The organism is Allostella sp., from assembly GCF_041913585.1.
Classification (GTDB): Bacteria; Pseudomonadota; Alphaproteobacteria; order ATCC43930; family Allostellaceae; genus Allostella.
Genome location: NZ_JAYSFE010000002.1, coordinates 60582 through 82759, shown reverse-complemented (window position 1 = coordinate 82759; position 22178 = coordinate 60582). Strand labels below are relative to the sequence as shown.

The following is a 22178-nucleotide window of genomic DNA, read 5'->3' as shown; positions in this document are numbered from 1 at the left end:
CGGCATCGCCGCCACGGTCGAGGAGTGCCGCTTCGAGCGCATGCAGGCGCTGGAGCTGGCGGGCGCCATTCCCGGCCGCCGCCTCGCCGTCGCCGATCCGGCCAATCCCGAGTCGCGCAAGGTCCGGCGCGGCAAGGTCGGCGGCTATCGCGACTATCTCCCGCCCGAGGATGTCGCCTGGATCGACGCCTATCTCGCGCGCCATCTCGATCCCTGGTACGGGCGCTATCTCGGTCCGGCATGAGCAGGACGGCCGGGCTTTCCGATCGGCTGCGGGCCGCGACCCACGATCTGCACCGACGGGCCGAGCGGGCGGGACACGTCGGCCGGCTCCTCGCCGGCGGCGCGACGACGCCCGACCATCTCGTCTATCTGTGCAACCTGCTGCCGGCCTATCGGGCGCTCGAGGCGGGGCTGGAGCGGCACCGGGCGGGCGGCGTCGCCGGCCTCCTGGCGCTGCCGGCCCTCTATCGCGCGCCGGCCCTCGAAGCCGACCTGGCGCGCCTCGCCGGCCGGGACTGGGCCGCGGCCCTGCCGCTCCTTCCTGCCGGCCGGCGCTATGCCGAGGCGGTCGCCGCGGCGGCCGGCGGTGACGGCGCGGCGCTGGTCGGCCACGCCTATGCCCGCCACCTGGGCGACCTCGGCGGCGGCCCGATCCTGGAACGGCGGCTGGCGCGGACCCCGGGGCTGGCGGGGCTCGCCTTCCACGCCTTCCCGGACATCGCCGACCGGGACGCCTTCCGGGCGGCCTACCGCCGCGCGCTCGACGCCGCCGGGGCGCGGATGGTGGACCCGTGGCGCGCGGTGGCGGCGGCGCGTGCGGCCTTCCGCTGGAACATCGCCGTCGCCGAGGCGGTCGGCGCCCGGACCGCGCGACCATTCGCGCGTGGCGCCGGGGCGGATCGCGACGCCATATCCGGGCCTTCGGAGCCTGGAGACGACGATGGACCATGAGGCCTTCTTCCGGAAGGAGCTCGACGGGCTGCGCCGGGACGGCCGCTACCGCGTGTTCGCCGACCTGGAGCGGACGGCGGGCCGCTTTCCCCGCGCCGACTGGCACGACGGCGCGGCCCGGCGGCCGGTCACCGTCTGGTGCTCCAACGACTATCTCGGGATGGGCCAGCATCCGGCGGTGCTGGGCGCCATGCATGCCGCCCTCGACCGCTGCGGCGCCGGCGCCGGCGGCACCCGCAACATCTCCGGCACCAGCCACGAGCATGTGCTGCTGGAGCGGGAACTGGCCGATCTCCACGGCAAGGAGGCGGCGCTCCTCTTCACCTCGGGCTACGTCTCCAACTGGGCGACGCTGTCGACCCTGGGGTCCCGCATCCCGGGCTGCGTCATCCTCTCGGACGCCGCCAACCATGCCTCGATGATCGAGGGGATGCGGCACAGCCGCGCCGAGCGCCAGGTCTTCGCCCACAACGATCCGGCCGATCTCGACCGGCGCCTCGCCCGGATCGACCCGGCGCGGCCGAAGCTGGTCGCCTTCGAATCGGTCTACTCGATGGACGGCGACATCGCGCCGATCGCCGAGATCTGCGACGTCGCCGAGCGCCACGGCGCCATGACCTATCTCGACGAGGTCCACGGGGTCGGGCTCTACGGTCCCCGCGGCGGCGGCGTCGCCGAGCGCGACGGCGTCGCCCACCGGCTGACGGTGATCGAGGGCACGCTCGCCAAGGCCTTCGGCGTCGTCGGCGGCTACATCGCGGCGTCGGCCGCGCTCTGCGACTTCGTGCGCAGCTTCGCCTCGGGCTTCATCTTCACCAGCGCCCTGCCGCCGGCGGCCGCCGCCGGCGCCCGCGCCGCCGTCCGCCACCTGAAGACGAGCGACGCCGAGCGGCGATCGCAGCGGGCCCGCGTCGCCGAGGTGCGGCGGCGGCTCGACGCGGCCGGCATCCCGCACCTCGCCAATCCGAGCCACATCGTGCCGGTGATGGTCGGCGATGCCGGGCGCTGCAAGGCGATCGCCGACATCCTGCTGGAGCGGCACGGCGTCTACGTGCAGCCGATCAACTATCCGACGGTGGCGGTCGGCAGCGAACGGCTGCGCATCACCCCGTCGCCGCTGCACGACCAGGCCGACATCGACCACCTCGTCCTGGCGCTGGCCGACGCCTTCGCCGCCACCGGCCTCGGCCGCGCCGCCTGAAGGGGCGGCCGTCCGGCCCCGAGGAGCTACAGCACCGGCTTGTCGCGGAGCAGGGCGATCACCGAGGTCGTGTCGGTGTCGGCGTGCCCATGCGCCACCATCATGCGGTGGATCTCGGTCGCCAGCCCGGTCATCGGCATCGGCGTGCGGGTCTCCCGCGCCAGCTCCATGACCATGTCGAGGTCCTTCATGATGGTGCGCAGGTGCCCGGTCGGGGTGAAGTCGCCCGAGACCATCTTCGGCACCGACTGGCGCAGCAGCGAGGAATCGGCACGGCCGCCGGCGAACGCCTCCGGCAGGCGGGTGGCGTCGATGCCGGAATTCATGGCGAGCTGGATCGCCTCGGCGATCACCGACTTGCAGCCGCCGACGATGACCTGGTTCACCATCTTGGTCGTCTGGCCGGCGCCGGACGGGCCCATCAGGGTGAAGGCGCCGGCGAGATGGCGGATGACCGGCTGGACGAAGGCATGGTCGGCCGCGCTGCCCCCCGCCATCACCGCCAGCGTCCCGGCGGCGGCCCCGGGGGGGCCGCCGGAGACCGGCGCGTCGATCCACCCCATGCCGGTCTCGGCCCGCAGGCGCTCGGCCATCTCGCGGCTGCGGCGCGGGTGGATGGTCGACATGTCGACCAGCACCTTGCCGGGGCCGGCACCCTCGGCGATGCCGCCCGGGCCGAAGACCACCGCCTCGACCGCGGCCGTGTCCGAGACGCAGGTGATGACGACGTCGCTGGCGCGCGCCAGCGCGGCGGCGCTCTCGGCCAGGGCGGCGCCGGCGGCGACGACGTCGGCGATGCGGTCGGGATTGCGCCCCCAGACCGTCAGCGGCACGCCGGCTCCGAGGAGCCGCAGGGCCATCGGCCGCCCCATCAGGCCGATGCCGACATAGCCGACCGTCCGTACCGCCTCGCCCATGATCCGTCCTCCTGCCGTCGCCGCGACAGGATGCTACGGGAGACGGCACGCGGAAAGGGGGAGGCCCGAACGGCCTCCCCCTCCTCGCCGGATCGCGGGACCGCTACCGGTTCTGCGGGTTGCGGAACTCCTGCCCGCGCCGACCGCCGTCCTGCGCCTGCTGCGGGTTCTGGGACTGGCCGCCGGGACGCCGCTGCGGCTCGCCCCCCTGCTGCGACTGCTGGCGCTCGTCGGGCTGGCGCTGGGCGCCCGGGTTCTGCGGGTTCGGGCTTTCCTGGTTCTGCTGCTTCCGGGGTTCCTGCCCGCCCGGGTTCTGCGGATTGGCCATGTGGGGCAACTCCTTGTCCTGGTTGATCTCCTTGCCGGAGACAGAGGGTCAACCCGCCGCCGACGGGGGAGTTCCGGCCGGGCCCGCCGATTTGCGGACACCGGCGGCCGGGGATCGGCGTCGAGCGCTCCCCCATGCTCGATCGCGAGACGACCGGCGAACCCGAACGCCGCGGCGGCGCGCCGCCCTGGCTGGACGATCCCGCGCTGCCGCCCCCCGCCCGCTCGTCCGCGGCCGGCTGCCGCCGATCGGCCCGGCGCCCGACCGGCCGCGGGTGCCGGCGGCCTGCGCCGATGGCGGCAACGGCATCACCTTCAGCTTCCTCGCGTCGCGCAAGATCGGTCGCCCGATCGCCGGCGAACGCGCGCCCTGGTTCGACGACTTCGCCCTCGATCGCCCGGGTCCCTAGGGCCTATCCCCAGATCGCGCGCAGGCGGGCGGCGATGTCGGCGGCCGGACGCCGACCGGCGGTCCCCCCGGCCGCCTCGACCGGACGCGGCGGCGGCCATCGCGTCTCCTCGAAGAGCGGCAGCAGGGCCGGCGGCACGAAGCGCGTGCGGGCCGCGTGGACATGGCGGTCGCCGCTCGGGCTCTGCTGGTGGACGTGGAAGCGGTGCGGCAGCATCAGCGCCAGATGGTCGCGCGCCCGGGTCATCGCGACATAGAGCAGGCGGCGCTCCTCCTCGATCTCCTCGGCCCGCCCGGTCGCCATGTCGGAGGGGATGCAGCCGTCGACGACGTTGAGGACATGGACGGAGGTCCATTCCTGCCCCTTGGCGGAGTGGATCGTCGACAGGATGAGATAGTCCTCGTCGAGCAGCGGCGTGCCGGCCTCGTCGCTGGCGGCGTCGGGCGGGTCGAGCGTCAGCTCGGTGAGGAAGCGCTCGCGCGACCCGTAGCCGGCGGCGATCTGCTCGAGCTGGGCGAGGTCGGCCGCCCGCGGCGCGGCGTCGGCGAAGCGGTCCGCCAGATGCGGCTCGTACCAGGCGCGGATGTCCGCCAGCTCGCCCGGCCAGCCGGCGGCGTGGCGGTGGAGACGGCCGACCAGCGCCACCAGATCCGGCCAGGCGTCCGCGGCGCGGGCGGGCGGCGCCAGCGCCGCCAGCGCCAGTTCGGGGTCGAAGCTCTGCGCCACCCGGTCGAGGGCGCGGCCGGCGATGGCGGGCCCGACCCCCGGCAGGATCTGCAGGACGCGGAAGCCGGCCACCCGGTCGCGCGGGTTCTCCGCCCAGCGCAGCACCGCCAGCACGTCCTTGACGTGCGCGGTGTCGAGGAAGCGGAGGCCGCCGAACTTGACGAAGGGGATGTTGCGGCGGACCAGCTCGACCTCCAGCATCGCGCTGTGATGGGTGGTGCGGAAGAGCACCGCCTGTTCCTTCAGCGCCAGCCCCGCCTCGCGCCGTTCCAGGATGTCGGCGACGACGGCCTGCGCCTGATCCGCCTCGTCGGCGACGGTGACGAGGCGCGGCCGCTCGCCCGACGCCCGGTCGCTCCACAGTTCCTTCGCATAGCGCTCGGCCGCGAGCGCGATCACCGCGTTCGAGGCGGCGAGGATCGGGCGGGTCGAACGGTAGTTGCGCTCCAGCGTCAGCACCCGTGCCGGCGGCCGGAATGCGTGCGGGAAATCGAGGATGTTGCGGTTGGTGGCGGCGCGGAAGGCGTAGATCGCCTGGGCGTCGTCGCCGACGACGGTGACGCCCCGCCCGTCGGGCTTCAGGCCGGCCAGGATCGTCGCCTGCAGCCGGTTGGTGTCCTGGTACTCGTCGACCAGGACATGGTCGAAGCGGGCGCCGATCTCGGCCGCCAGCGCCGGCTCCAGCATCGTCTCGGCCCAGTAGAGCAGCAGGTCGTCGTAGTCGAGCACCTGCTGGCGCTGCTTGGCCGCGACGTAGGCGGCGAAGAGCCGGCGCAGTTCGTCCTCCCACATGCGGCACCAGGGGAAGGCCGCATCGAGGACGCCCGCCAGTTCCGCCTCGGCGTTGACGGTGCGGGAGTAGACGGCGAGGCAGGTCGCCTTCAGCGGAAAGCGGCTGTCGCGGCCGGCGAGCCCGATCTCGTGCCGGACCAGCCCCATCAGGTCGGCCGCGTCCTCGCGGTCGAGGATGGTGAAGCCCGGGGCGAGCCCGATCCGGTCCGCCTCCTGCCGCAGCAGGCGGGCGCCGACCCCGTGGAAGGTGCCGGCCCAGGGGAGGGTCGCGCCGCGGTGGCCCGGCAGGCGGGCCAGGATGCGCTCGACCCGCCGCACCATCTCGGCCGCCGCCCGGCGGGAGAAGGTGAGGAGCAGGACGCGGCGCGGGTCGGCCCCGTCGGCGACGAGCCGCGCGACCCGGTGCGCCAGCGTCATCGTCTTGCCCGAGCCGGCGCCGGCGATCACCAGGAGCGGCCCGTCGCCATGCTCCACGGCGAGCCGCTGTTCGGGGTTGAGGGTGTCGAGGAAGGCGTGCCGGGCGGAATCCATGCCCGCCCGAGGAAGCATGATTCTCCTTTTGTTCGCAAGGCCGCCGGGGGTGCCGCCTTCGCCACCCCCGCCCGGATCGCGCCGGCTACCTCGCGAAGAGCGGCGGGTTCCGGTCGGTGCTCGTCCGCCGCTGGTGCCAGTAGGGATAGATCGGCGGGCGGTGGCTGGCCTCGTCGAGCCGGGCAACCTGCTCCGGCGTCAGCACGAAATCGACCGCCCCCAGGTTCTCCCGGAGCTGCGCCTCGTTGCGGGCGCCGACGATGACGGTCGAGACGGTCGGCCGCCGCAGCACCCAGTTGAGGGCGACCTGCGGGACGGTCCGTCCGGTCTCCTCCGCCAGCGCGTAGAGCACGTCGACGATGTCGTAGAACTGGTCCTGCGGGAACTCCGGTCCCATCGTGCCGAGCTGGCCATAGCGGGTGTCCTTGCCCGGGACCCGGTTGCGGCCGAGCTTGCCGGAGAGGCGGCCGCCGGCGAGCGGGCTCCAGACCACCGCGCCCACCTTCTGGTCGATGCCGAGCGGCATCAGTTCCCATTCGTACTCGCGGGCGACGAGGGAATAGTAGAGCTGGTGGGCGACGTAGCGCGTCCAGCCGTGGCGGTCGGCGATGCCCTGCGCCTTCATCAGGTGCCAGCCGGAGAAGTTGGAGCAGCCGACGTAGCGCACCTTGCCGGCGCGGACGAGGTCGTCGAGGGCGCGCATCGTCTCCTCGATCGGCGTCATCGCGTCGAAGCCGTGCATCTGCCAGAGGTCGATATGGTCGGTGCCGAGCCGCTTCAGGCTGGCGTCGCAGGCCGCCATCAGGTGATGGCGCGAACTGCCGACGTCGTTCGGCCCCTGGCCGACGCGGAAGGTCGCCTTGGTCGAGATCAGCAGGCGGTCGCGCTTGCCCTTGATCGCCTGGCCGAGGATCTCCTCCGCGAGGCCCAGCGAATAGGCGTCGGCGCTGTCGAACATGTTGAGGCCGGCATCGAGGCAGAGATCGATCATGCGCTCGGCCTCGGCGACGTCGGTCGCCCCCCAGGCGCGGAAGAAGTCGGTCCCGCCGCCGAACGTGGCCGTGCCGAAGCTGAGGGCGGGCACCATGAAGCCCGATCCGCCGAGCTGACGATATTCCATTGGTCTCTTCCCCCGGTCCGTTGGTGTGCAGGTCGGCGCGATTGTCGCAAGCCGTTCGCGGTCGCACCAGTCCCGGCGGCGCCGCGGGAGGCCCCCTCGGGGGGCGGCGCGCCCAAGGCCGCGCCGGGCGTTCCCGCGGCCCGGGTCGCGCTGCATACTCGGGGGCGGAAGACGGCGCCGCGAATCGGCGCCGCGCGACAGGGAAGCGTCGGGAATGGAAGCGGCTCAGGAGTTCGACTACGTCGTCGTCGGCGCCGGCTCGGCCGGCTGCGTGCTCGCCAACCGGCTGACGGCCGACGGCAGGACCACGGTCCTGCTGCTCGAGGCGGGCGGGCGCGACACCGACCCGTGGATTCACATCCCGGCCGGCTTCTACCGCAACATCTACAACCCCAAGGTCGCCTGGAAGTTCGAGACCGAGCCCGAGCCGGAGATGATGGGCCGCCGCATCCCCTGGCCGCGCGGCAAGGTGCTGGGCGGATCGAGCTCGATCAACGGCCTCATCTACATCCGCGGCCAGAAGGAGGATTTCGACCTCTGGCGGCAGATGGGCAATGCCGGCTGGTCCTATGACGACGTGCTGCCCTATTTCCGCAAGTCGGAGCGCCAGGAGCGCGGCGCCGACGAATACCACGGCGCCGACGGGCCGCTCGCCGTGTCCGACCTCCGGACCCCGCACGAGCTGCACGACGCCTTCATCGCCGGCGCCCAGGAGGCGGGCTATCCCTTCAACGCCGATTTCAACGGCGCCTCCCAGGAGGGCGTCGGGCCGCTCCAGGTGACGGTGCGCGGGCGCCGGCGATGCAGTGCCGCGATCGGCTACCTGCGCCCGGCCATGCGCCGTCCGAACCTGCGGGTCGAGGTCCGCGCCCTGACGCACCGGGTCCTGACCGAGGGGCGACGGGCCGTCGGCGTCGAGTACGGCCAGAACGGCGCCGTCCACCGCGTCCGCGCCCGGCGCGAGGTGCTGCTCGCCGGCGGCACGATCAACTCGCCCCAGATCCTCCAGCTGTCCGGGATCGGGCCGGGCGCGCTGCTGCAGTCGCTCGGCATTCCGGTCGTCCACGACCTGCCGGGGGTCGGCGAGAACCTCCAGGACCATCTCGGCGGCCGGCTCATCTACCGGGTGCGCAACGCCAACACCTTCAACGAGATCTCGCGCTCCTGGTGGCGCAAGGCGCTGACCGGCATGGAGTACGTCTTCGCGGCCCGGGGGGCGCTGATGACCGGCGCCGCCCCGATCGGCCTCTTCCTCAAGACGCGGCCCGAACTCGCCTCGCCCGACGTCCAGTACCAGTTCCTGGCCGGCAGCGCGCCCAAGGCGGGCGATCCGATGCACGACTTCCCCGGCTGCACCATCGTCGCCATCCCCTGCCGGCCGGAGAGCCGCGGCTGGCTCCGCATCCAGTCGCCCGACCCGACGGTGCCGCCGAGGATGACGGCCAACTACCTGTCGACGCCCAACGACCGCGAGACGATGGTCGCCGGACTGAAGGCGGCGCGGCGGGTCTTCGCCACCCCGGCGATGCGCCGCTGCGTCACCGAGGAGTTCATGCCGGGCCCGGGCGCGGTCAGCGACGACGACCTCCTCGACCATGTCCGTGCGACCGCCGGCACCACCTTCCACCAGACCAGCACCTGCATGATGGGCCCGCATCCGACCGCCGTGGTCGATACCACGCTCCGGGTCAAGGGCATGGACGGGCTGCGCGTCGTCGACGCCTCGATCATGCCGACCGTCGTCTCCGGCAACACCAACGCCACCGCCATCATGATCGCCGAGAAGGGCGCCGACATGATCCTGCGCGGCGCGGCGTGAACCCGGGCCCGCGTGAGGATCGTGCCGGAGCCCGATCCCGGCTTCGCGGCCCGCCGTTCGGAAGCCGCTACAGAATGAAGTCGAGGGCGTCGAGCCGGGTCACGCCCTTGAGCTGGATCTCGAGGTCGGCCGTGCGGTCGCGGTTGGTGTCGACCTGGATGGTGAGGTCGCTGCCGCTGACGACGTAGCGCAACTGGCCGGCGCCACCGCTGAAGGCGGCGGTGCCGATGAAGGTGAAGGCCTGGTTGCCCGAGGTGCGGGTGTCGGCGTCGATGGCCGAGAGGTCGATCCGGTCCTCGGCGTCGAAGTCGGCGATGATGTCGCGGTTGGAGCCGCGCGCGCTCTCGCCCGTCGACCGGTAGACGAAGAGGTCGGCGTCGGCGCCGCCATAGAGCAGGTCGCGGCCGTTGCCGCCGACGATCGTGTCGGCGCCGCCGCCGCCCGAGAGGGTGTTGGCACCGCCGTTGCCGGTGATGACGTTGGCCAGGGCATTGCCGGTGCCGGCGATGGCCGACGATCCGGTGAGGGTCAGGTTGTCGACGAAGTCGGCCAGCGTCTGGGCGACCGAACTCTGCACGAGGTCGACGCCCTCGCCGTCGCGTTCGATCACCACGTCCCCGGCATTGTCGACCGTGTAGGTGTCGTTGCCGCCGCCGCCGATCATGGTGTCGGCGCCGCCCTGGCCGTTGATGGCGTTGGCCGCGGCATTGCCGGTCAGCACGTTGGCGAGGCCGTTGCCGGTGGCGTTGATCGCCGCAATGCCGGTCAGGGTCAGGTTCTCGAGATTGCTGCCGAGCGTGAGGCTGACCGACGCCATCACCAGGTCGGTGCCCTGGTTGCTCGATTCCGACAGCGAATCGCGGGTCGAGTCGACGATGTAGACGTCGTTGCCCTGGCCGCCCGCCATGGTGTCGTTGCCGGCCCCGCCGTCGAGCGTGTCGGCGCCCGCCAGGCCGTTCAGCCGGTCGTTGCCGGCGAGCCCCGCCAGGAGATCGTCGGCGGCGGTGCCGTTCAGCGTGTCGGCGCCGGCCGTGCCGGTCTGCCCGCCGCCGCCACCGCCGGTCTGGAGGCTTGCCGCCGACACGGTCTGGCTGCCGAAGACGAAGTCCTCGATGCCGGTCACGAGGTCGGTACCGTCCGGGGAGCCGGTGCGCAGGTCGGTGACGGTGAAGCTCGTGGTCGCGGCCGACCAGGTGACGGTGTAGTCGGCGCGCGCCCCGGAATAGACCGCGCGGTCGCTGCCCTGGCCGCCGCTCAGCGTGTCGTTTGCCGCACCGCCGGTCAGCGTGTCGTTGCCGGCGCCGCCGTCGAGGGAGTCGGCGCCGCGCCAGCCTTCCAGGTCGTTGGCAGCCTCGTTGCCCAGCACCCGGTCATTGCCGTCGCCGAGGATCGCGTTCTCGATCGTGGTGCCGGCGGCGATCGCCAGCGACCGGCCGGCGACGGTGCTGGTGGTGCCCGGGCGCAGATCGAGAAGGCTGGCCGCCGAGATCGCGGCGAGGTCGATCGTGTCGGTGCCGCCCGCGTCGGTCAGCGTCCGCCGGTCCGCGTCCGCTCCCAGCGCGCCGAAGGCGTCGGTGTAGACGTAGAGGTCGTCGGCGGTGTCGGCATCGCCGATCAGCGACAGGGACCAGGAATTGAGGGTTCCGGTGTCGCCGGCGACCCAGTCGCCGACGACGAGCGTCCAGGTGCCGTTGGCGTCCTCGCCCCAGAACTGCACGCTGTCGACCGTGAAGCGGATATTGTCCTGGCTCGCGCCGAAGGCGCTGGAGGCCGAGACGCCGGGTCGGTCGACGAGCAGCGAGGTCGTGCCCGCGGGCGAGACGAGACTGACGGTGAGGTCGCCGATCCAGGTGTGGGCGATGTCGAGCGTGACCTCGACGCGGTCGATGTCGATCGCCGTGCCGGAGACGGTGATCGCGCTGGAGACGGTCCCGCCCTCCGGGATCGCGAGATCGGGGCTGGGGTTCGCCGAACGGGTGACGACGAGGCGGTCGCTCTGGGTGGATTGCTGCGTCCAGCTTTCGGCGAGCCGGACCGCGGCGTGCGCGTCGACCAGCCCGAAGCCGTAGTCGTCGTTGAAGCGCAGGCCGCCGCCGTTCCAGTCGCCGGCGCCGTTGGTGAACCAGGTGCCGCCGGCGGCCGGCTGCTGGGCGGAATAGGCCAGGATCTCCTGCACGTCGCGATAGCCGAGGGCGGGGTTGGCCTCCAGCATCAATGCGGCGACGCCGCTGACGATCGGGGCGGCGAAGGAGGTGCCGCTGACGCTGACATAGTCGCCGCCGACATAGCCGGCGCTGCCCAGCCGGTCGGTCGTCACGATGCCGACGCCGGGGGCCGCGACCAGGACCGCCGCGCCGGGCGTGCTGAAGCCGGCGATGGCGCCGCTCGAATCGGTGGCGCCGACGGCGATGACGTAGGGGCTGTTCTGGAAGTCGTGATAGTTGACGTTGTCGCCCGCATCCCCGCTGTTGCCGGCGGCGAAGACGACGACCGTGCCGAGCCCGCCGCGGCCGCTGGTGGCCGCCGCCTGCAGTTCCGCCGCGGCGCCCTGGAAGGTCGCGCTGGCGAAATCGTCGGAGAAGTAGCCGCCGTAGCCCCAGCTGTTGTTGGCGACGTCGACCCCGGTCAGGCGGTCGAAGGCATTGACGATCTGGGTGACGTTGCCGTTGCTGCCATAGCCGATGCGGAGCCCGACGATGTCGGCCTCCCAGGCGATGCCGGCGCCGCCGATATTGTTCATCGTCGCGGCGGCGGTGCCGGCGACGGCGGTGCCGTGATTGTCGCCGCTCGCCGCGGCCGCGTCGGAATCGCCCTGGCGGGCGTCGTAGTCGAGGTCGGTGCGGTAGTTGCCGACGAGGTCGGGATGGGTGCGCTCGAACCCGTCGTCGACGATGCCGATCCTGATGCCGCGCCCGGCATAGCTGTCCCAGGCGCGCTTCACGTCGATGGCGTCGAGATGCCACTGGCTGCCGGCCAGCGGATCGGTCGGCGCCAGCACCGGCTCCGGGCCGGCAACGGACGCCGTGGAGAGCAAGGAGAAGTCCAGTTTCGCCATGACGTGCCGCGCGGTTGGGCAGACTACGCTTCGCTTGTAGTCTTCCCTCCTCCGACCTGCAACGGCGGGTTCATTTTCCGGCGCGCGGCGAAACCTTTCTTACCTAAAATTAGGCGTCCGCGTTCGCCGGCGTCCGCACCGCCTCCCGCAGCGCGGCGGCGACGCGGGCGATCACCGGCGTCCAGTCGCCGGGCGCTTCCTGCCGGAACAGCCGCATCGTCGGATACCAGGGGCTGTCGTCGCGCCCGCTCATCCAGCGGAAGCAGCCGTCGAAGCGCGACAGCACCCAGACCGGCCGCGCGAGAGCGCCCGCGAGATGGGCGATCGCGGTGTCGACGGTGACGACGAGGTCGAGCTGCTCGACGATGGCGGCGGTGTCGGCGAAGTCCCGCACCTCTCCCATCGGGTCGGCCATCTGCGGTCCGAAGGCGACCCGGGTGCGGTCGCCGGCACGGCCGCCGAACTGCAGCGACACGAAATCGACCCCGTCGACGGCGAAGAGCGGCGCCAGGGCCTCCAGCCGGACGCTGCGGCGACGGTCGGTGGCGTTGCTCATCGGCAGGTGGGGGCGCGCGTCGCCGGCCCAGACGAGCCCGACCCGGAGCCGTCCCCGGTCCGGGAGGCGGCCGGCCCAGCGGGCCCGCGTCCCGGCGTCCGGAGCGAGATAGGGGACCTCGGCCGGGACCGTCTCCGGCGTGGTTCCGAAGAGGGCCGGCAGGCTCATCAGCGGCGCATGCAGGTCGTGCGGGCCGACCGGCTGGCCCGGCGCCACGACCCGGCGGACGCCGCGCAGCGAATGCAGCAGGCGCACCAGCCCGGCCTGTGCCACCACCACGACCTCGGCACCGCGATCGGCGACCAGCGGCGCGTAGCGGGCGAACTGCAGCGTGTCGCCATGGCCCTGCTCGCCCCACAGGACGATGGCCCGCCCGGCGATCGGCTCGCCCTGCCAGCGCGGCTGGGCGAAGGGCAGGGGCCGCACCATCTCGGTCCGGAAGCGGTGCTCGTATTCCGCCCAGCCGCGCCGGAAGTCGCCGAGCCGCAGCAGCGCCAGCGAGCGGTTGAAGCGCGGCGCGACGAAGTCGGGCTGGAGAACCAGCGCCCGGTCGAACTCGGCCACCGCCTCCTCGGTCCGGCCGCTCATCATCAGGAGGATCGCGCGCTCGTTGCACAGTTCGGCGCCGGCCGGTTCGGCGGCCATCACCCGGTCGAGCTCGGCGAGCGCGGCGGCGAAGCGGCCCTCGTCGCGCAGCGTGCCGGAGAGGGCGCGCCGGATCGGCGACGCCTCGGGCGCGAGGTCGAGGGCGGTGCGGAAGGCCAGCGTCGCCTCGGCATTGCGCCCCTGTCCCGCCAGCAGCCGGCCGAGATTGAAGTGGCCCTCGACCATGCCGGGATCGGCGGCGACGGCCGCCCGGAAGGCCGCCTCGGCCTCGGTCCAGCGGCCGAGGAGGCCGAGCGTCGAGCCGCGCAGGTTGAGGGCGAGCGGGTTGCGCGGGTCGAGTGCGGCCGCCTCGTCGGCGATGGCGTAGGCCCGCTCGGCCTCGCCGCGGTCGACGAGGACGCCCGCCAGGCGCAGCAGCACCGGCACCGGGCGCACGCGCTGCCGCTGCGACAGGTCGCGCAGGATCCCCCGCAGCCGCTCCTCCGCCTCGGCGAGGCGGCCGGCGGCGTGGGCCTCCGCGGCGGCGGCGAGCGCCTGCTCCCAGGCCTGGGGCTGGATCGTCATCGCGCCGCCAGATGCCGGCGCAGCGCGGCCACCCCCTGCATCGTCAGGAGGATGCGCGCCTCGTCCATCGGCAGGTCGTGGGAGGAGAGCTTGGCGATCACGAGTTGGTTGGCGCGGTCGACGAAGAGGTTCTGGCCGTTGACCCCGACGCAGAAGAGCAGCGGCGCCTCCCCGTGCAGCACGTACCACTTGCTGCGGTAGTGAATCGGCATGCCCGGGAAGTAGTGGGCGAAATCGCCGGCGTCCCAGGCGGCGCGGTCGGCGGCGGCCGCGAGATCGTCGATCCAGGCGCGCGGCACGATCTCCACCCCGTCGCGCATCCCGTCCTGGACGAGAAGCTGGCCGAGCCGGGCGAGGTCGGTGGCGGCGACGCTCATGCCGCCCGCGCCGCGCGGCGCGCCCAGCCGGTCGACCGTGATCTCGGCGCTGCGCTGGGCGCCGAGCGGGCGCCACAGCAGCCGGCTCACCAGGTCGGCGAAACGCTCGCCCGCGGCGCGCTCGAGCACCCAGGCCAGGATGTCGGTGTTCGGCGAGACATAATGGAAGCGGCCGCCATGCGGGCCGTCGCGCCCGGTCAGGGTGGCGAAGAAGCTGCGCAGGTCGGACGGCGGGTCGCCGGGAGCGGGCGGATTCCAGCCCTGGGCCTTGCGGTAGGCGATGATCGGGCCGCTGGTCGCGAGATAGTTCTCCTCGAAGGCGATGCCGGCGCGCATGTCGAGAAGCTGCTGCAGCGTCGCGCCGGCATAGGCGCCGCCGGCCAGTTCGGGCAGCCAGCGGGTGACCGCGGCGCCCGGGTCCAGCACGCCCTGTCCGGCCAGGATGCCGGCGACCATGCCGAGGACGGACTTCGACACCGACATCAGGATGTGCGGCCGGTTCGCCGTCATGCCGTTGGCGTAGCTCTCCCAGACGACCTGGCCGCGGTCGAGGACGACGAGGGCATCGGTGTCGGTGGCGGCGAGGAAGTCGTGGAAACCGAGGGCGCCGTCCGCGGTCTCGACCGTCACGCCGGAGAGGTCCCGAGGGGCGGCCGGCAGCCGCCACACGCGGTCGGGATCGTTGGCGATCTCGGCCGTCGGCACGATCTCGCGGACATGCTGGAAGGCCCAGCGGTGAAAGGGCGGCGTCCGCCAGTTCGCCAACGTCGCCTGGGCCGCCGCCGGCGGCGGAAAGCCCGCCATCATTTCCATCCTCGTTCCCTCCGCCGGTCCGGCCGTTCGTCGCCGACGAGGTTCGCGCGGCCGTGCGGTTGCCGTCAATGCGGGCCCGCGGGCGGTCGGAACCGCTGCAGCCGCTGGGCGACCGGACGGGTCCCCGGCCACTGCCGGTCCAGGCGGCCGAGCACCGCCAGCGCCTCGGTCGTCTCGCCGTCGGCGAGGAGCAGTTCGGCCCGCAGCAGGTTCGCGTGATAGTCCTCGGGATCGACCGCGAGCGCCGCCGTCACCGGCCCCCGCGCGGCGGCCGGGCCGGCGTCGGCCAGCGCCGCCTTGGCCGTCCGGACCAGCAGCCGTACCCGCTCGGCGGCGGCGTGCCCGGATAGCGGATCGGCCGCCTGGGCCCGGGCGGCGAGCGCGATCGCCTCGGCGGTGCGGCCCTCCGCCGCCGTCTGGCGCGCCGTCGCGAGGAGGCGCGCGGCCGACAGCGGCGCGGCGTCGCCAGTGTCGGCGATGGTCGTCGGCTCTTCCGGCACCGTCAGCGGATGGATGCGCGCGGCGAAGGCCGCGACCTCGTGCCACCGCTCGACGCGGGTCGCGGCGATCGCCGGCCGCTCGACCGCGCCCAGCCCGACCAGGCGCATCATCGCCGCCGACGCGACCAGGGCGCGGTCGCGCTCCCGGTCGCCGATCCAGCGGGCGGCGGCGGTCGCCATCCGGGCCGCCTGGTCGATCCAGGCCGTGCGGCGCCGCGCCAGCGGCCAGCGGCCCCAGCCGGCATGCGCCGAGCGGCCGTGCAGGCGCTTGCGGCAGAGGCCGCCCGGCACCCGCCGGAGTTCGCCCCGCCCGGCGAGGTCGACCAGCCAGACCGTGTCGGCCGCGAAATCCCCGACCAGCCCGGTCGGCAGCCACGGCCGGTCGTCGCGCCCCAGCCGGCGGACCAGGCCGCGGAAGGCGACCGCGTGGCCGTGGTTCAGCAGCACGTCGAGGAGGCGGCGCAGCCGGTCGCCGCGCACCTCCGGCTGGACGATGTGGAAATGGTCGTCGCCGAAGGTCGCGATGTCGGAATAGGCGGTCGAGACGGCCGGATCGCCCGCCGCCAGCGTCAGCAGGCGCGCGAGGTAGTCCTCGTCGAGCAGGTCGTCGTGCGGCGTGATGCAGAAGAATTCGGTCTCCACCGCGCCGATCAGGAAGTTGACGTTGCCGACCCAGCCCAGCCGCTGCGACTGCACGACCAGTTCGAAGCGGCGGTCGGCGAGGAAGCGCCGGCAGATCGCCGCCGAGCCGTCGTCGCCGCGGTCGACCGACATGAGGACGCGAATGTCCCGGCAGGTCTGCCGGGCGATGCTGGCGAGCGTCTCGGCGACGAAGGCCTCGCCGTTCCAGACCGGGACGCAGACGGTGATGCGGGGGAGGGCGGCCGGCACCGAGGTGGGGGTCAAGGCGGACGGACCCGGTCGGCGACGTCGACGGCCAGCGCCGGTCCGAGGGTGAACTTGCTCGTGTCGACCGAGTGGAAGGAGCCGTGCGACCGGATGCCGACGACGTCGCGCCGGTGCAGCCGGCTCGCCCGGTCGTCGATGTCGCTGACGGCCAGGGCGTAGATCGCACCGCCGCTGACCTCGACGGCCGCGGCGGGGCACGTGAGGAACCGGCGCGCCGCGGGCTGGATCGCCGCCATCGCCGCGATCGTCCGCCGGGCGATGCCGTCGCGGTCGAGCCCGGCCGCCCGCGGTGCCCAGTCGGCCGGCTCGGCGCTGCGGCTGCTGCCGATCATGCAGTCCGGATACCAGGAGAGGTAGGTGCGGCCGTCGGACTGGACGACGACGTCGCCATAGGGGCCGAGGAGGGCGGTGACGCTGCGGAGGCCATCGGGCGGCGGCCCGGCGACCCGCACGCCGGCCTTGAAGCGGATGAACCACGGCCCCGGCTGGTCGATGCCGAGCATCCGGTCGAGCCAGGGGCGGTTCGCCCACAGGGCGTTGACGACCGCTGCGAAGGGGCCGATCCGTGCCGGGCCCGCCGGCCCCTCGACGAGGACGGCGTGGCCTTCGCCCTGGGGCTCGATCCCGGTGATGCGGGTTCCGCCCAGCCATTCGATGCGCGGATGGCCGGCGACGGCGCGGCGCAGCAGCGGCGCCAGTCCCCGCGGGTCGATCGCGATCTCGGCCGTCTCGTAGGCGGCGACCACCCGGCCGCCATCGTAGTGCGCGTCGCGCTCGGCCGGCGCGAGCGGCCGCCAGAAGGGGCGGTCCGCCGCCGCTGGCGGCCGGGCCGCGGCCCGGGAGGCCTGTCGCCAGGCGTCCGCGACCCGGGCGAAGTGCCGTTCGACGGCAGCTGCCGGGACCTGGCTGTCGTCGAGGACGACATAGTCGAACGGCCGCGAGCACAGCCGGTCGAGCGCGTCGGCCGGAACCCAGCGCCCCAGCACGTCGAGGAAGCGGGCGGCGCCGGCCTGCATCGTCCGGACGGTGTGCGGGGTCGGATCGGCGGCATAGGTGAAGCCGAGATGCAGCTTGCCCTCGTTGTGCAGGCTGGCCTCGGCGATCGGCTGGTCGTTGCGCTCGACGAGGACGACGCGGCCGCCGCGGTCGGCGATCGCGAGCGCGGCGCAGGTGCCGAGAATGCCGGCGCCGAGGATGGCGATGGTCACCGCCGCGCCGCCTGCTGCATGCGGGCGCCGGCGATCGCGAAGACGGTGCCGGCGACGAGCGCCGTGGTGCCGATGACGAAGAGCGGCTCGTGGCGGCCCAGCGATGCGAAGAGGTAGGACATCGCCCAGGCGCCGCCGGCCTGGGCGACCGCGAAGGCGCTGGTCATCCAGCCCCAGACCGGCCGATGGCGGGCGAGACCGACCAGTTCCGCCACCCAGGCCGAGCAGAGTGTGGTGGTGCCGCTGATGAGGGCGCCGACGATCGCCGACGACAGGAAGAGCCCGGTCGTGTCCGGCAGGAGCAGCGGCAGGGCGACGCCGAACGCCTTGAGCGCCATCGCGCCGGCGAAAGTCCGGCCGAGCCCGGCGCGGTCGGCGATGGTGCCGGCGAGGAACGGGCCGAGCGCGGCCGCGATCCCGAAGATCGTCCAGAAGCCGCCGCCCACGGCCAGCCCGCGGTCGAGGCCGCGGGCGATGTAGTCGACCCAGAAGACGGTGTGCGGAATGAAGCCCAGCGCATCGCAGGCATAGGCGGCGAGCAGCATCCGGACCGGCAGCGCGATCGGCCCGGCGCCGCGCGGCTGGCCGGCCGGCAGCGGCCGGTCGCGCGGAATCGCGACCCAGACATGGACCGTGAGCAGCAGGGCCGCCGCCGCGAGCGCGATCCAGACGGCGGCGGGGCCGAAACGGGCGGCGATCGGCACCACGGCGCCCGCGGCGGCGATGCCGAGCCCGACCCCGGTGATGACAATGCCGGCGGCCCGGCCGCGGCGCTCCGGCGGTGTCAGGGCGAGCACGGCCGGAACCGCCAGCACCATCAGCACCCCGCCGGTGATCCCGGCCAGGAAGCGCCAGGGCACGAACCAGGCGAATCCGAGCGGCCAGGCGCAGGCGGCGAGGCTGACCATGGTGGCGACCGCGGCCGCACGGATGGCACCGGTCGCCGTCATCGCCTGCGCGATCCGCGCCGCGGTCAGCGCGCCCACGAGATAGCCGGCGAGGTTGGCCGCCGCGAGATAGACCGCCTCGGGCGGCGTCAGCCACTGGGCGGCGATCAGGGCCGGGATCAGGGGCGTGTAGGCGAAGCGGCCGATGCCGTTGCCGATCAGCGTCGCGGCGAGGCCGCCCGCCGCGACCGCCCAGGTGCCGCGGGCCGTCGCGGCGGGAGCCATCGGCGAACCTCCCGGCGTCAGGCGGGCCAACCCTGGCCGCCGCCGTCGACGCGCAGGACCTGACCGGACACGAAGGCGCCGAGCGGACCGGCGAAGACGTCGACGAGGCGGGCGACCTCGTCGACCGTCGCCACCCGGTCGAGCGTCCCCGCCTCGACCATGCGGCCGGGGTCGACCGCGCGCGTGCCGAGGAAGCGGCCGGTGCGGGTCTCGCCCGGCGCGATGCAGTTCACCGTCACGTCGAACGGCCGCATCTGGTCGGCGAGGCAGCGGGTGAAATGCGCGACCCCGGCCTTGGCGACCGCATAGATGGCGCCGTTGGTGCGGCCGCGCGACCCGGCCGTCGAGCCGATGGTGACGACCCGTCCGCGCCGCCGCTCCATCATGCCGCGCGCCACCTCCTGGCAGGTCAGGATCGTCGCCAGGAGATTGCGGTCGAGCACTGCGCGCACGTCCGCCTCGCGGATGAAGACGACGTCGTTGGGTTCGGGCTTGCCGCCCGCCGCGGCGATGTCGCCGCCGGCATTGTGGACGAGGATGTCGATCGGCCCCAGTTCCGCCTCGGTCGCATGGACGACGCGCCGGACGTCCTCGGCCCGGGTGAGGTCGCCCAGCAGGCGCGCTGCCCGGACCCCGTACCGGGCGGCGATCGCCTCGGCGACCGCGGTGAGCGTGGTGCCCTCGCCATACTCGGCCGGCCCGTGCTCGCGCATCCCGTGCACGGCGACGGCCGCGCCCATGGCCGCCAGCCGCTCCGCGAAGGCCCGGCCGAGCCCGCGCCCGGCCCCCGTCACCAGGGCGACCCGGCCGGCGAGCGGTTGGTCGGTGTCCGGCGTCGACATGGATCTTCCTCCTGCAATCGACGGCAGGTTCGCGACCCGGGGCGGGAAAGGGAAGCGGATTCGCGACCGGCCCCGCCACGCCCCCGCGACCGTCGGGCCTTGCCGTCCATTCCCCGCCCCCCTAGCGTTGCTGGGAGAGGGGCCGCTGGAGGGGGACCGGCGATGGCTGCCGAGCACACGGACCGGACCGGGCCGGAGGCGGGACCCTCCCGATCCCGTGGCTCGCGGCGGGCGATCCTGGCGGCCGGCTTTGCCGCCTGGATCGTGGCCGGGGCCGTCGTCCTGGCGCTGCTGCTGCTGCAGCTGCGCGAGCAGGCGATCCGGTCCGGCGAGCGGCTGCTGCTGTCCTTCGCGCAGATCGTCGAGGAGCAGACGACGGCCACCTTCGATGCGGCCGCGCGCCTGCTTCGCGAGGTTTCGGATCGCCTCGACGCGCTCGACCCGCAGACCCTGGGCGAGCCCGACACCGTCAGCGCACTGCTGAGCTACCTGATCGCCGACAGGCCGTATGTCCTTTCGCTCTGGGTGCTCGATGCCGCCGGCCGCGTCGTCTACGACGTCGGCGGCAACTACGGCATGAACCTCGAGGACCGGGAGTATTTCCGTCCGCTCCGCGAGCGGCCCGAGCGGCCGCTCCACATCGGCGAGCCGATCCGCAGCCGCGCCACCAACGCCTGGATGCTGCCGGTCAGTGCGCCGCGCCGGACGCCGGACGGGCGCTTCGCCGGCGCGATCGTGGTTGCGCTGCAACCCGAACATCTGGAGCGCGTCTGGAGCATCCAGGGGGCGGGCGACGGCCGCTCCATCACCCTCTTCCGGGCCGACTCCACCCTGCTGATGCGCTCGCCCTTCGTCGAGGCGGCGATCGGCCGGCGCTTCGAGCATCTGCGCCTGTTCCGCGACCTGCTCGCCGGTGCGTCCGCGGGCATCGACCTCGACCGCAGCCCGATCGACGGGCGCGAGCGGCTGATCGGCTTTCGCCGCTTCGCCGACCGTCCCGAACTGGTGATCGCCGCCACCGAGCCGATCGACGAGGTCCTGGCGCCCTGGTGGCGGACCGTCTGGATCGTCGGCGTCGGCGGGCTCGCGGCTGCGGTCCCGCTGCTGGCGATGCTGGCCTGGCTGCTGCGCGAATGGCGGCGCCGGCTCGACGGCGAGAGCCGGCTGGCGGCCGCGAACGCCTCGTTGTCGGCCGAGATGGCGCGGCGCGAGCGGGCCCAGGCGGCGGCCGATGCCACCCATGCCCGTCTGGTCGACGCGGTCGCCGCCTTCCCGGGCAGCTTCCGGCTCTTCGACGCCGACGAGCGGCTGGTTCTCTCCAACGACGTGCAGTGGATCTCGGACCCCGCGGTCATCGCCGCGACGCCGCTCGGGACGCCCTTTCCGGCGATCGCCGCCCGGGCGGCCGCGATGGCCCTCGACCGGGCGGCGGTCGGCCGCCAGGAGGAATGGCTGCAGGAGCGGCTGGCGCAGTTTCGCGAAGGGCGGACCGACATCGAGGTGCACTGGCGGGACGGGCGCTGGTTCCACCTCCTGGAGCGCCGCACCTCCGAGGGCGGCCGGATCAGCGTCCGGCTCGACATCACCGCCCAGAAGCGGGTCGAGGAACAGCTCCGTCAGGCCCAGAAGATGGAGGCGGTGGGCCAGCTCACGGGCGGCATCGCCCACGATTTCAACAATATGCTGACCGTCATCATTGGCAATGCCGAGTTGCTGGCCGGGCGCTCCGACGTGCCGCCCGCGGCGCGGGAACTGGCCGAACTCGTCCTCCGGGCCGCCGGCGCCGCCGCCGAACTGACGGGACAGCTCCTCGCCTTCGCCCGACGGACGCCGCTGCAGCCGCGGCGTGTCCGCGTGATGCCCTTCGTCCAGGGGGTCGACCAGCTGCTGCGGCGGACGCTCGGGGCGCAGTACGACGTCCGGCTGGTCCTGGAGCCCGACGGCTGGGACGTCCTGATCGACCCGGCCCAGCTCGAGGCGGCGATCGTCAACCTCGCGCTCAACGCGCGCGACGCGATGCCGGGCGGTGGGCCGGTGACCATCGAGACCGCCAATGTCGAGATCGACGCCGCCTACGCGGCGGTCAACGAGGAGGCCCGGCCGGGACAGTTCGTCATGGTCGCCCTGTCCGACGCCGGATGCGGCATGGACGCGGCGACGCTGGTGCGCGCCTTCGAGCCCTTCTTCACGACCAAGCCGGTCGGCCAGGGCACCGGGCTCGGCCTCAGCATGGTCCATGGCTTCGTCCACCAGTCGGGCGGGCATGTGAAGATCTACAGCGAGATCGGCCGCGGGACGACGGTGCGCATGTACCTGCCGCGGGCGACGGGCGGCGTCCCGGATCACCCGCCGGCCGCCGAGGAGGAGGGCATTCCGCTGGGGAACGGGCAGTCCGTCCTCCTGGTCGAGGACGACGACCTGGTGCGTCGGCACGTCGAGGCGCAGCTTCTCGGCCTCGGCTATGCCGTGGCCGGCGTCGCGAGCGGCGGCGCGGCGCTGGCGCTCCTGCAGGAGGGGCGCCGCTTCGACCTGCTGCTGACCGACGTGGTGATGCCGGGCGGCATGACCGGGCGGGACGTGGCCGATGCGGCCCGCCGCATCGACCCCGGACTGCGGGTGCTGTTCATGTCCGGCTATACCGAGAACGCCATCGTCCATGGCGGCCGCCTGGACGGCGATGCCCGCCTGCTAAGCAAGCCGTTCCGGCTCCGCGATCTCGCGGTCAAGGTCCAGGCGGCGCTGACCGACGCGTAGCGGTCCGGCGGCTCGCCTTGCGGCG

17 protein-coding genes are annotated in these 22178 nt (G+C 73.6%); 6 read left to right on the top strand and 11 right to left on the bottom strand.

The features are described from left to right. The 3 genes from ACE3Q3_RS01065 to hemA all read left to right on the top strand — a co-directional run. Nucleotides 1–244: hypothetical protein (locus tag ACE3Q3_RS01065; protein WP_374440496.1), on the top strand; the 244-nt coding region annotated here is incomplete at its 5' end. After that, nucleotides 241–954, top strand: coding sequence for a biliverdin-producing heme oxygenase (locus ACE3Q3_RS01060; protein ID WP_374440493.1), 714 nt, complete (start codon nucleotides 241–243; stop codon nucleotides 952–954). The genes ACE3Q3_RS01065 and ACE3Q3_RS01060, both read left to right, overlap by 4 nt. Then, nucleotides 944–2155, top strand: a complete 1212-nt coding sequence (hemA, locus tag ACE3Q3_RS01055) for a 5-aminolevulinate synthase (RefSeq protein WP_374440490.1) — start codon at nucleotides 944–946, stop codon at nucleotides 2153–2155. The genes ACE3Q3_RS01060 and hemA overlap by 11 nt, the downstream gene beginning before the upstream one ends. Nucleotides 2156–2181: 26 nt before the next feature. On the opposite strand, the gene ACE3Q3_RS01050 is transcribed toward hemA, so the two are convergent. Next, complete coding sequence (locus tag ACE3Q3_RS01050; RefSeq protein ID WP_374440487.1) at nucleotides 2182–3072, bottom strand: NAD(P)-dependent oxidoreductase; 891 nt, start codon at nucleotides 3070–3072, stop codon at nucleotides 2182–2184. Between the two features lie 103 nt (nucleotides 3073–3175). After that, on the bottom strand, nucleotides 3176–3400 hold the full coding sequence (locus ACE3Q3_RS01045) for a hypothetical protein (protein WP_374440485.1): 225 nt from the start codon (nucleotides 3398–3400) through the stop codon (nucleotides 3176–3178). 274 nt (nucleotides 3401–3674) lie between these two features. Between ACE3Q3_RS01045 and ACE3Q3_RS01040 the strand changes: the two genes are divergently transcribed. Then, nucleotides 3675–3809, top strand: a complete 135-nt coding sequence (locus tag ACE3Q3_RS01040; protein ID WP_374440482.1) for a hypothetical protein — start codon at nucleotides 3675–3677, stop codon at nucleotides 3807–3809. 3 nt (nucleotides 3810–3812) lie between these two features. On the opposite strand, the gene ACE3Q3_RS01035 is transcribed toward ACE3Q3_RS01040, so the two are convergent. Next, nucleotides 3813–5876: an ATP-dependent helicase gene (locus tag ACE3Q3_RS01035; protein ID WP_374440479.1), complete on the bottom strand. Its 2064-nt coding sequence runs from the start codon at nucleotides 5874–5876 to the stop codon at nucleotides 3813–3815. Nucleotides 5877–5943: 67 nt separating this feature from the next. Continuing rightward, on the bottom strand, nucleotides 5944–6978 hold the full coding sequence (locus ACE3Q3_RS01030) for an aldo/keto reductase (protein WP_374440476.1): 1035 nt from the start codon (nucleotides 6976–6978) through the stop codon (nucleotides 5944–5946). Between the two features lie 214 nt (nucleotides 6979–7192). On the opposite strand from ACE3Q3_RS01030, the gene ACE3Q3_RS01025 reads away from it, so the two are divergent. Then, nucleotides 7193–8797 (top strand): GMC family oxidoreductase, encoded by a 1605-nt coding sequence (locus ACE3Q3_RS01025; RefSeq protein ID WP_374440474.1) that lies wholly within the window; start codon nucleotides 7193–7195, stop codon nucleotides 8795–8797. A gap of 67 nt (nucleotides 8798–8864) precedes the next feature. Here the strand turns inward: ACE3Q3_RS01025 and ACE3Q3_RS01020 are convergent, their stop codons facing one another. The 7 genes from ACE3Q3_RS01020 to ACE3Q3_RS00990 all read right to left on the bottom strand — a co-directional run bounded on the left by ACE3Q3_RS01020 (nucleotide 8865) and on the right by ACE3Q3_RS00990 (nucleotide 19399). Then, nucleotides 8865–11852, bottom strand: coding sequence for a S8 family serine peptidase (locus tag ACE3Q3_RS01020; RefSeq protein ID WP_374440471.1), 2988 nt, complete (start codon nucleotides 11850–11852; stop codon nucleotides 8865–8867). A 109-nt stretch (nucleotides 11853–11961) separates the two neighbouring features. Beyond that, nucleotides 11962–13578: a tetratricopeptide repeat protein gene (locus ACE3Q3_RS01015; protein WP_374440468.1), complete on the bottom strand. Its 1617-nt coding sequence runs from the start codon at nucleotides 13576–13578 to the stop codon at nucleotides 11962–11964. Continuing rightward, the gene (locus ACE3Q3_RS01010; RefSeq protein ID WP_374440465.1) at nucleotides 13575–14768 is read right to left on the bottom strand and encodes a serine hydrolase domain-containing protein; all 1194 of its coding nucleotides are present in this window, start codon (nucleotides 14766–14768) and stop codon (nucleotides 13575–13577) included. Before ACE3Q3_RS01010 ends, ACE3Q3_RS01015 begins: the two co-directional genes overlap by 4 nt. Before the next feature lie 65 nt (nucleotides 14769–14833). Further along, nucleotides 14834–16174: a glycosyltransferase gene (locus ACE3Q3_RS01005; RefSeq protein WP_374440462.1), complete on the bottom strand. Its 1341-nt coding sequence runs from the start codon at nucleotides 16172–16174 to the stop codon at nucleotides 14834–14836. After that, the gene (locus tag ACE3Q3_RS01000; RefSeq protein ID WP_374440459.1) at nucleotides 16171–17385 is read right to left on the bottom strand and encodes an FAD-dependent oxidoreductase; all 1215 of its coding nucleotides are present in this window, start codon (nucleotides 17383–17385) and stop codon (nucleotides 16171–16173) included. Before ACE3Q3_RS01000 ends, ACE3Q3_RS01005 begins: the two co-directional genes overlap by 4 nt. After that, a complete protein-coding gene (locus ACE3Q3_RS00995) occupies nucleotides 17382–18557 on the bottom strand; it encodes a YbfB/YjiJ family MFS transporter (protein ID WP_374440456.1) in 1176 nt (391 codons plus the stop codon). Before ACE3Q3_RS00995 ends, ACE3Q3_RS01000 begins: the two co-directional genes overlap by 4 nt. Before the next feature lie 17 nt (nucleotides 18558–18574). Beyond that, nucleotides 18575–19399: an SDR family NAD(P)-dependent oxidoreductase gene (locus ACE3Q3_RS00990; RefSeq protein ID WP_374440451.1), complete on the bottom strand. Its 825-nt coding sequence runs from the start codon at nucleotides 19397–19399 to the stop codon at nucleotides 18575–18577. Nucleotides 19400–19561: 162 nt separating this feature from the next. Here ACE3Q3_RS00990 and ACE3Q3_RS00985 point away from each other — a divergent pair, with 162 nt between their 5' ends. Next, nucleotides 19562–22153, top strand: a complete 2592-nt coding sequence (locus ACE3Q3_RS00985) for an ATP-binding protein (RefSeq protein ID WP_374440448.1) — start codon at nucleotides 19562–19564, stop codon at nucleotides 22151–22153. Nucleotides 22154–22178 lie beyond the last annotated feature (25 nt).

What these genes read in the sequence shown, in the direction of transcription:
- ACE3Q3_RS01060 (WP_374440493.1), top strand. Translation starts at nt 241, where the DNA reads ATGAGCAGGACGGCCGGGCTTTCCGATCGGCTGCGGGCCGCGACCCAC.
- hemA (WP_374440490.1), top strand. Translation starts at nt 944, where the DNA reads ATGGACCATGAGGCCTTCTTCCGGAAGGAGCTCGACGGGCTGCGCCGG.
- ACE3Q3_RS01050 (WP_374440487.1), bottom strand. Translation starts at nt 3,072, where the DNA reads ATGGGCGAGGCGGTACGGACGGTCGGCTATGTCGGCATCGGCCTGATG.
- ACE3Q3_RS01045 (WP_374440485.1), bottom strand. Translation starts at nt 3,400, where the DNA reads ATGGCCAATCCGCAGAACCCGGGCGGGCAGGAACCCCGGAAGCAGCAG.
- ACE3Q3_RS01035 (WP_374440479.1), bottom strand. Translation starts at nt 5,876, where the DNA reads ATGCTTCCTCGGGCGGGCATGGATTCCGCCCGGCACGCCTTCCTCGAC.
- ACE3Q3_RS01030 (WP_374440476.1), bottom strand. Translation starts at nt 6,978, where the DNA reads ATGGAATATCGTCAGCTCGGCGGATCGGGCTTCATGGTGCCCGCCCTC.
- ACE3Q3_RS01025 (WP_374440474.1), top strand. Translation starts at nt 7,193, where the DNA reads ATGGAAGCGGCTCAGGAGTTCGACTACGTCGTCGTCGGCGCCGGCTCG.
- ACE3Q3_RS01020 (WP_374440471.1), bottom strand. Translation starts at nt 11,852, where the DNA reads ATGGCGAAACTGGACTTCTCCTTGCTCTCCACGGCGTCCGTTGCCGGC.
- ACE3Q3_RS01015 (WP_374440468.1), bottom strand. Translation starts at nt 13,578, where the DNA reads ATGACGATCCAGCCCCAGGCCTGGGAGCAGGCGCTCGCCGCCGCCGCG.
- ACE3Q3_RS01010 (WP_374440465.1), bottom strand. Translation starts at nt 14,768, where the DNA reads ATGGAAATGATGGCGGGCTTTCCGCCGCCGGCGGCGGCCCAGGCGACG.
- ACE3Q3_RS00995 (WP_374440456.1), bottom strand. Translation starts at nt 18,557, where the DNA reads ATGGCTCCCGCCGCGACGGCCCGCGGCACCTGGGCGGTCGCGGCGGGC.
- ACE3Q3_RS00990 (WP_374440451.1), bottom strand. Translation starts at nt 19,399, where the DNA reads ATGTCGACGCCGGACACCGACCAACCGCTCGCCGGCCGGGTCGCCCTG.
- ACE3Q3_RS00985 (WP_374440448.1), top strand. Translation starts at nt 19,562, where the DNA reads ATGGCTGCCGAGCACACGGACCGGACCGGGCCGGAGGCGGGACCCTCC.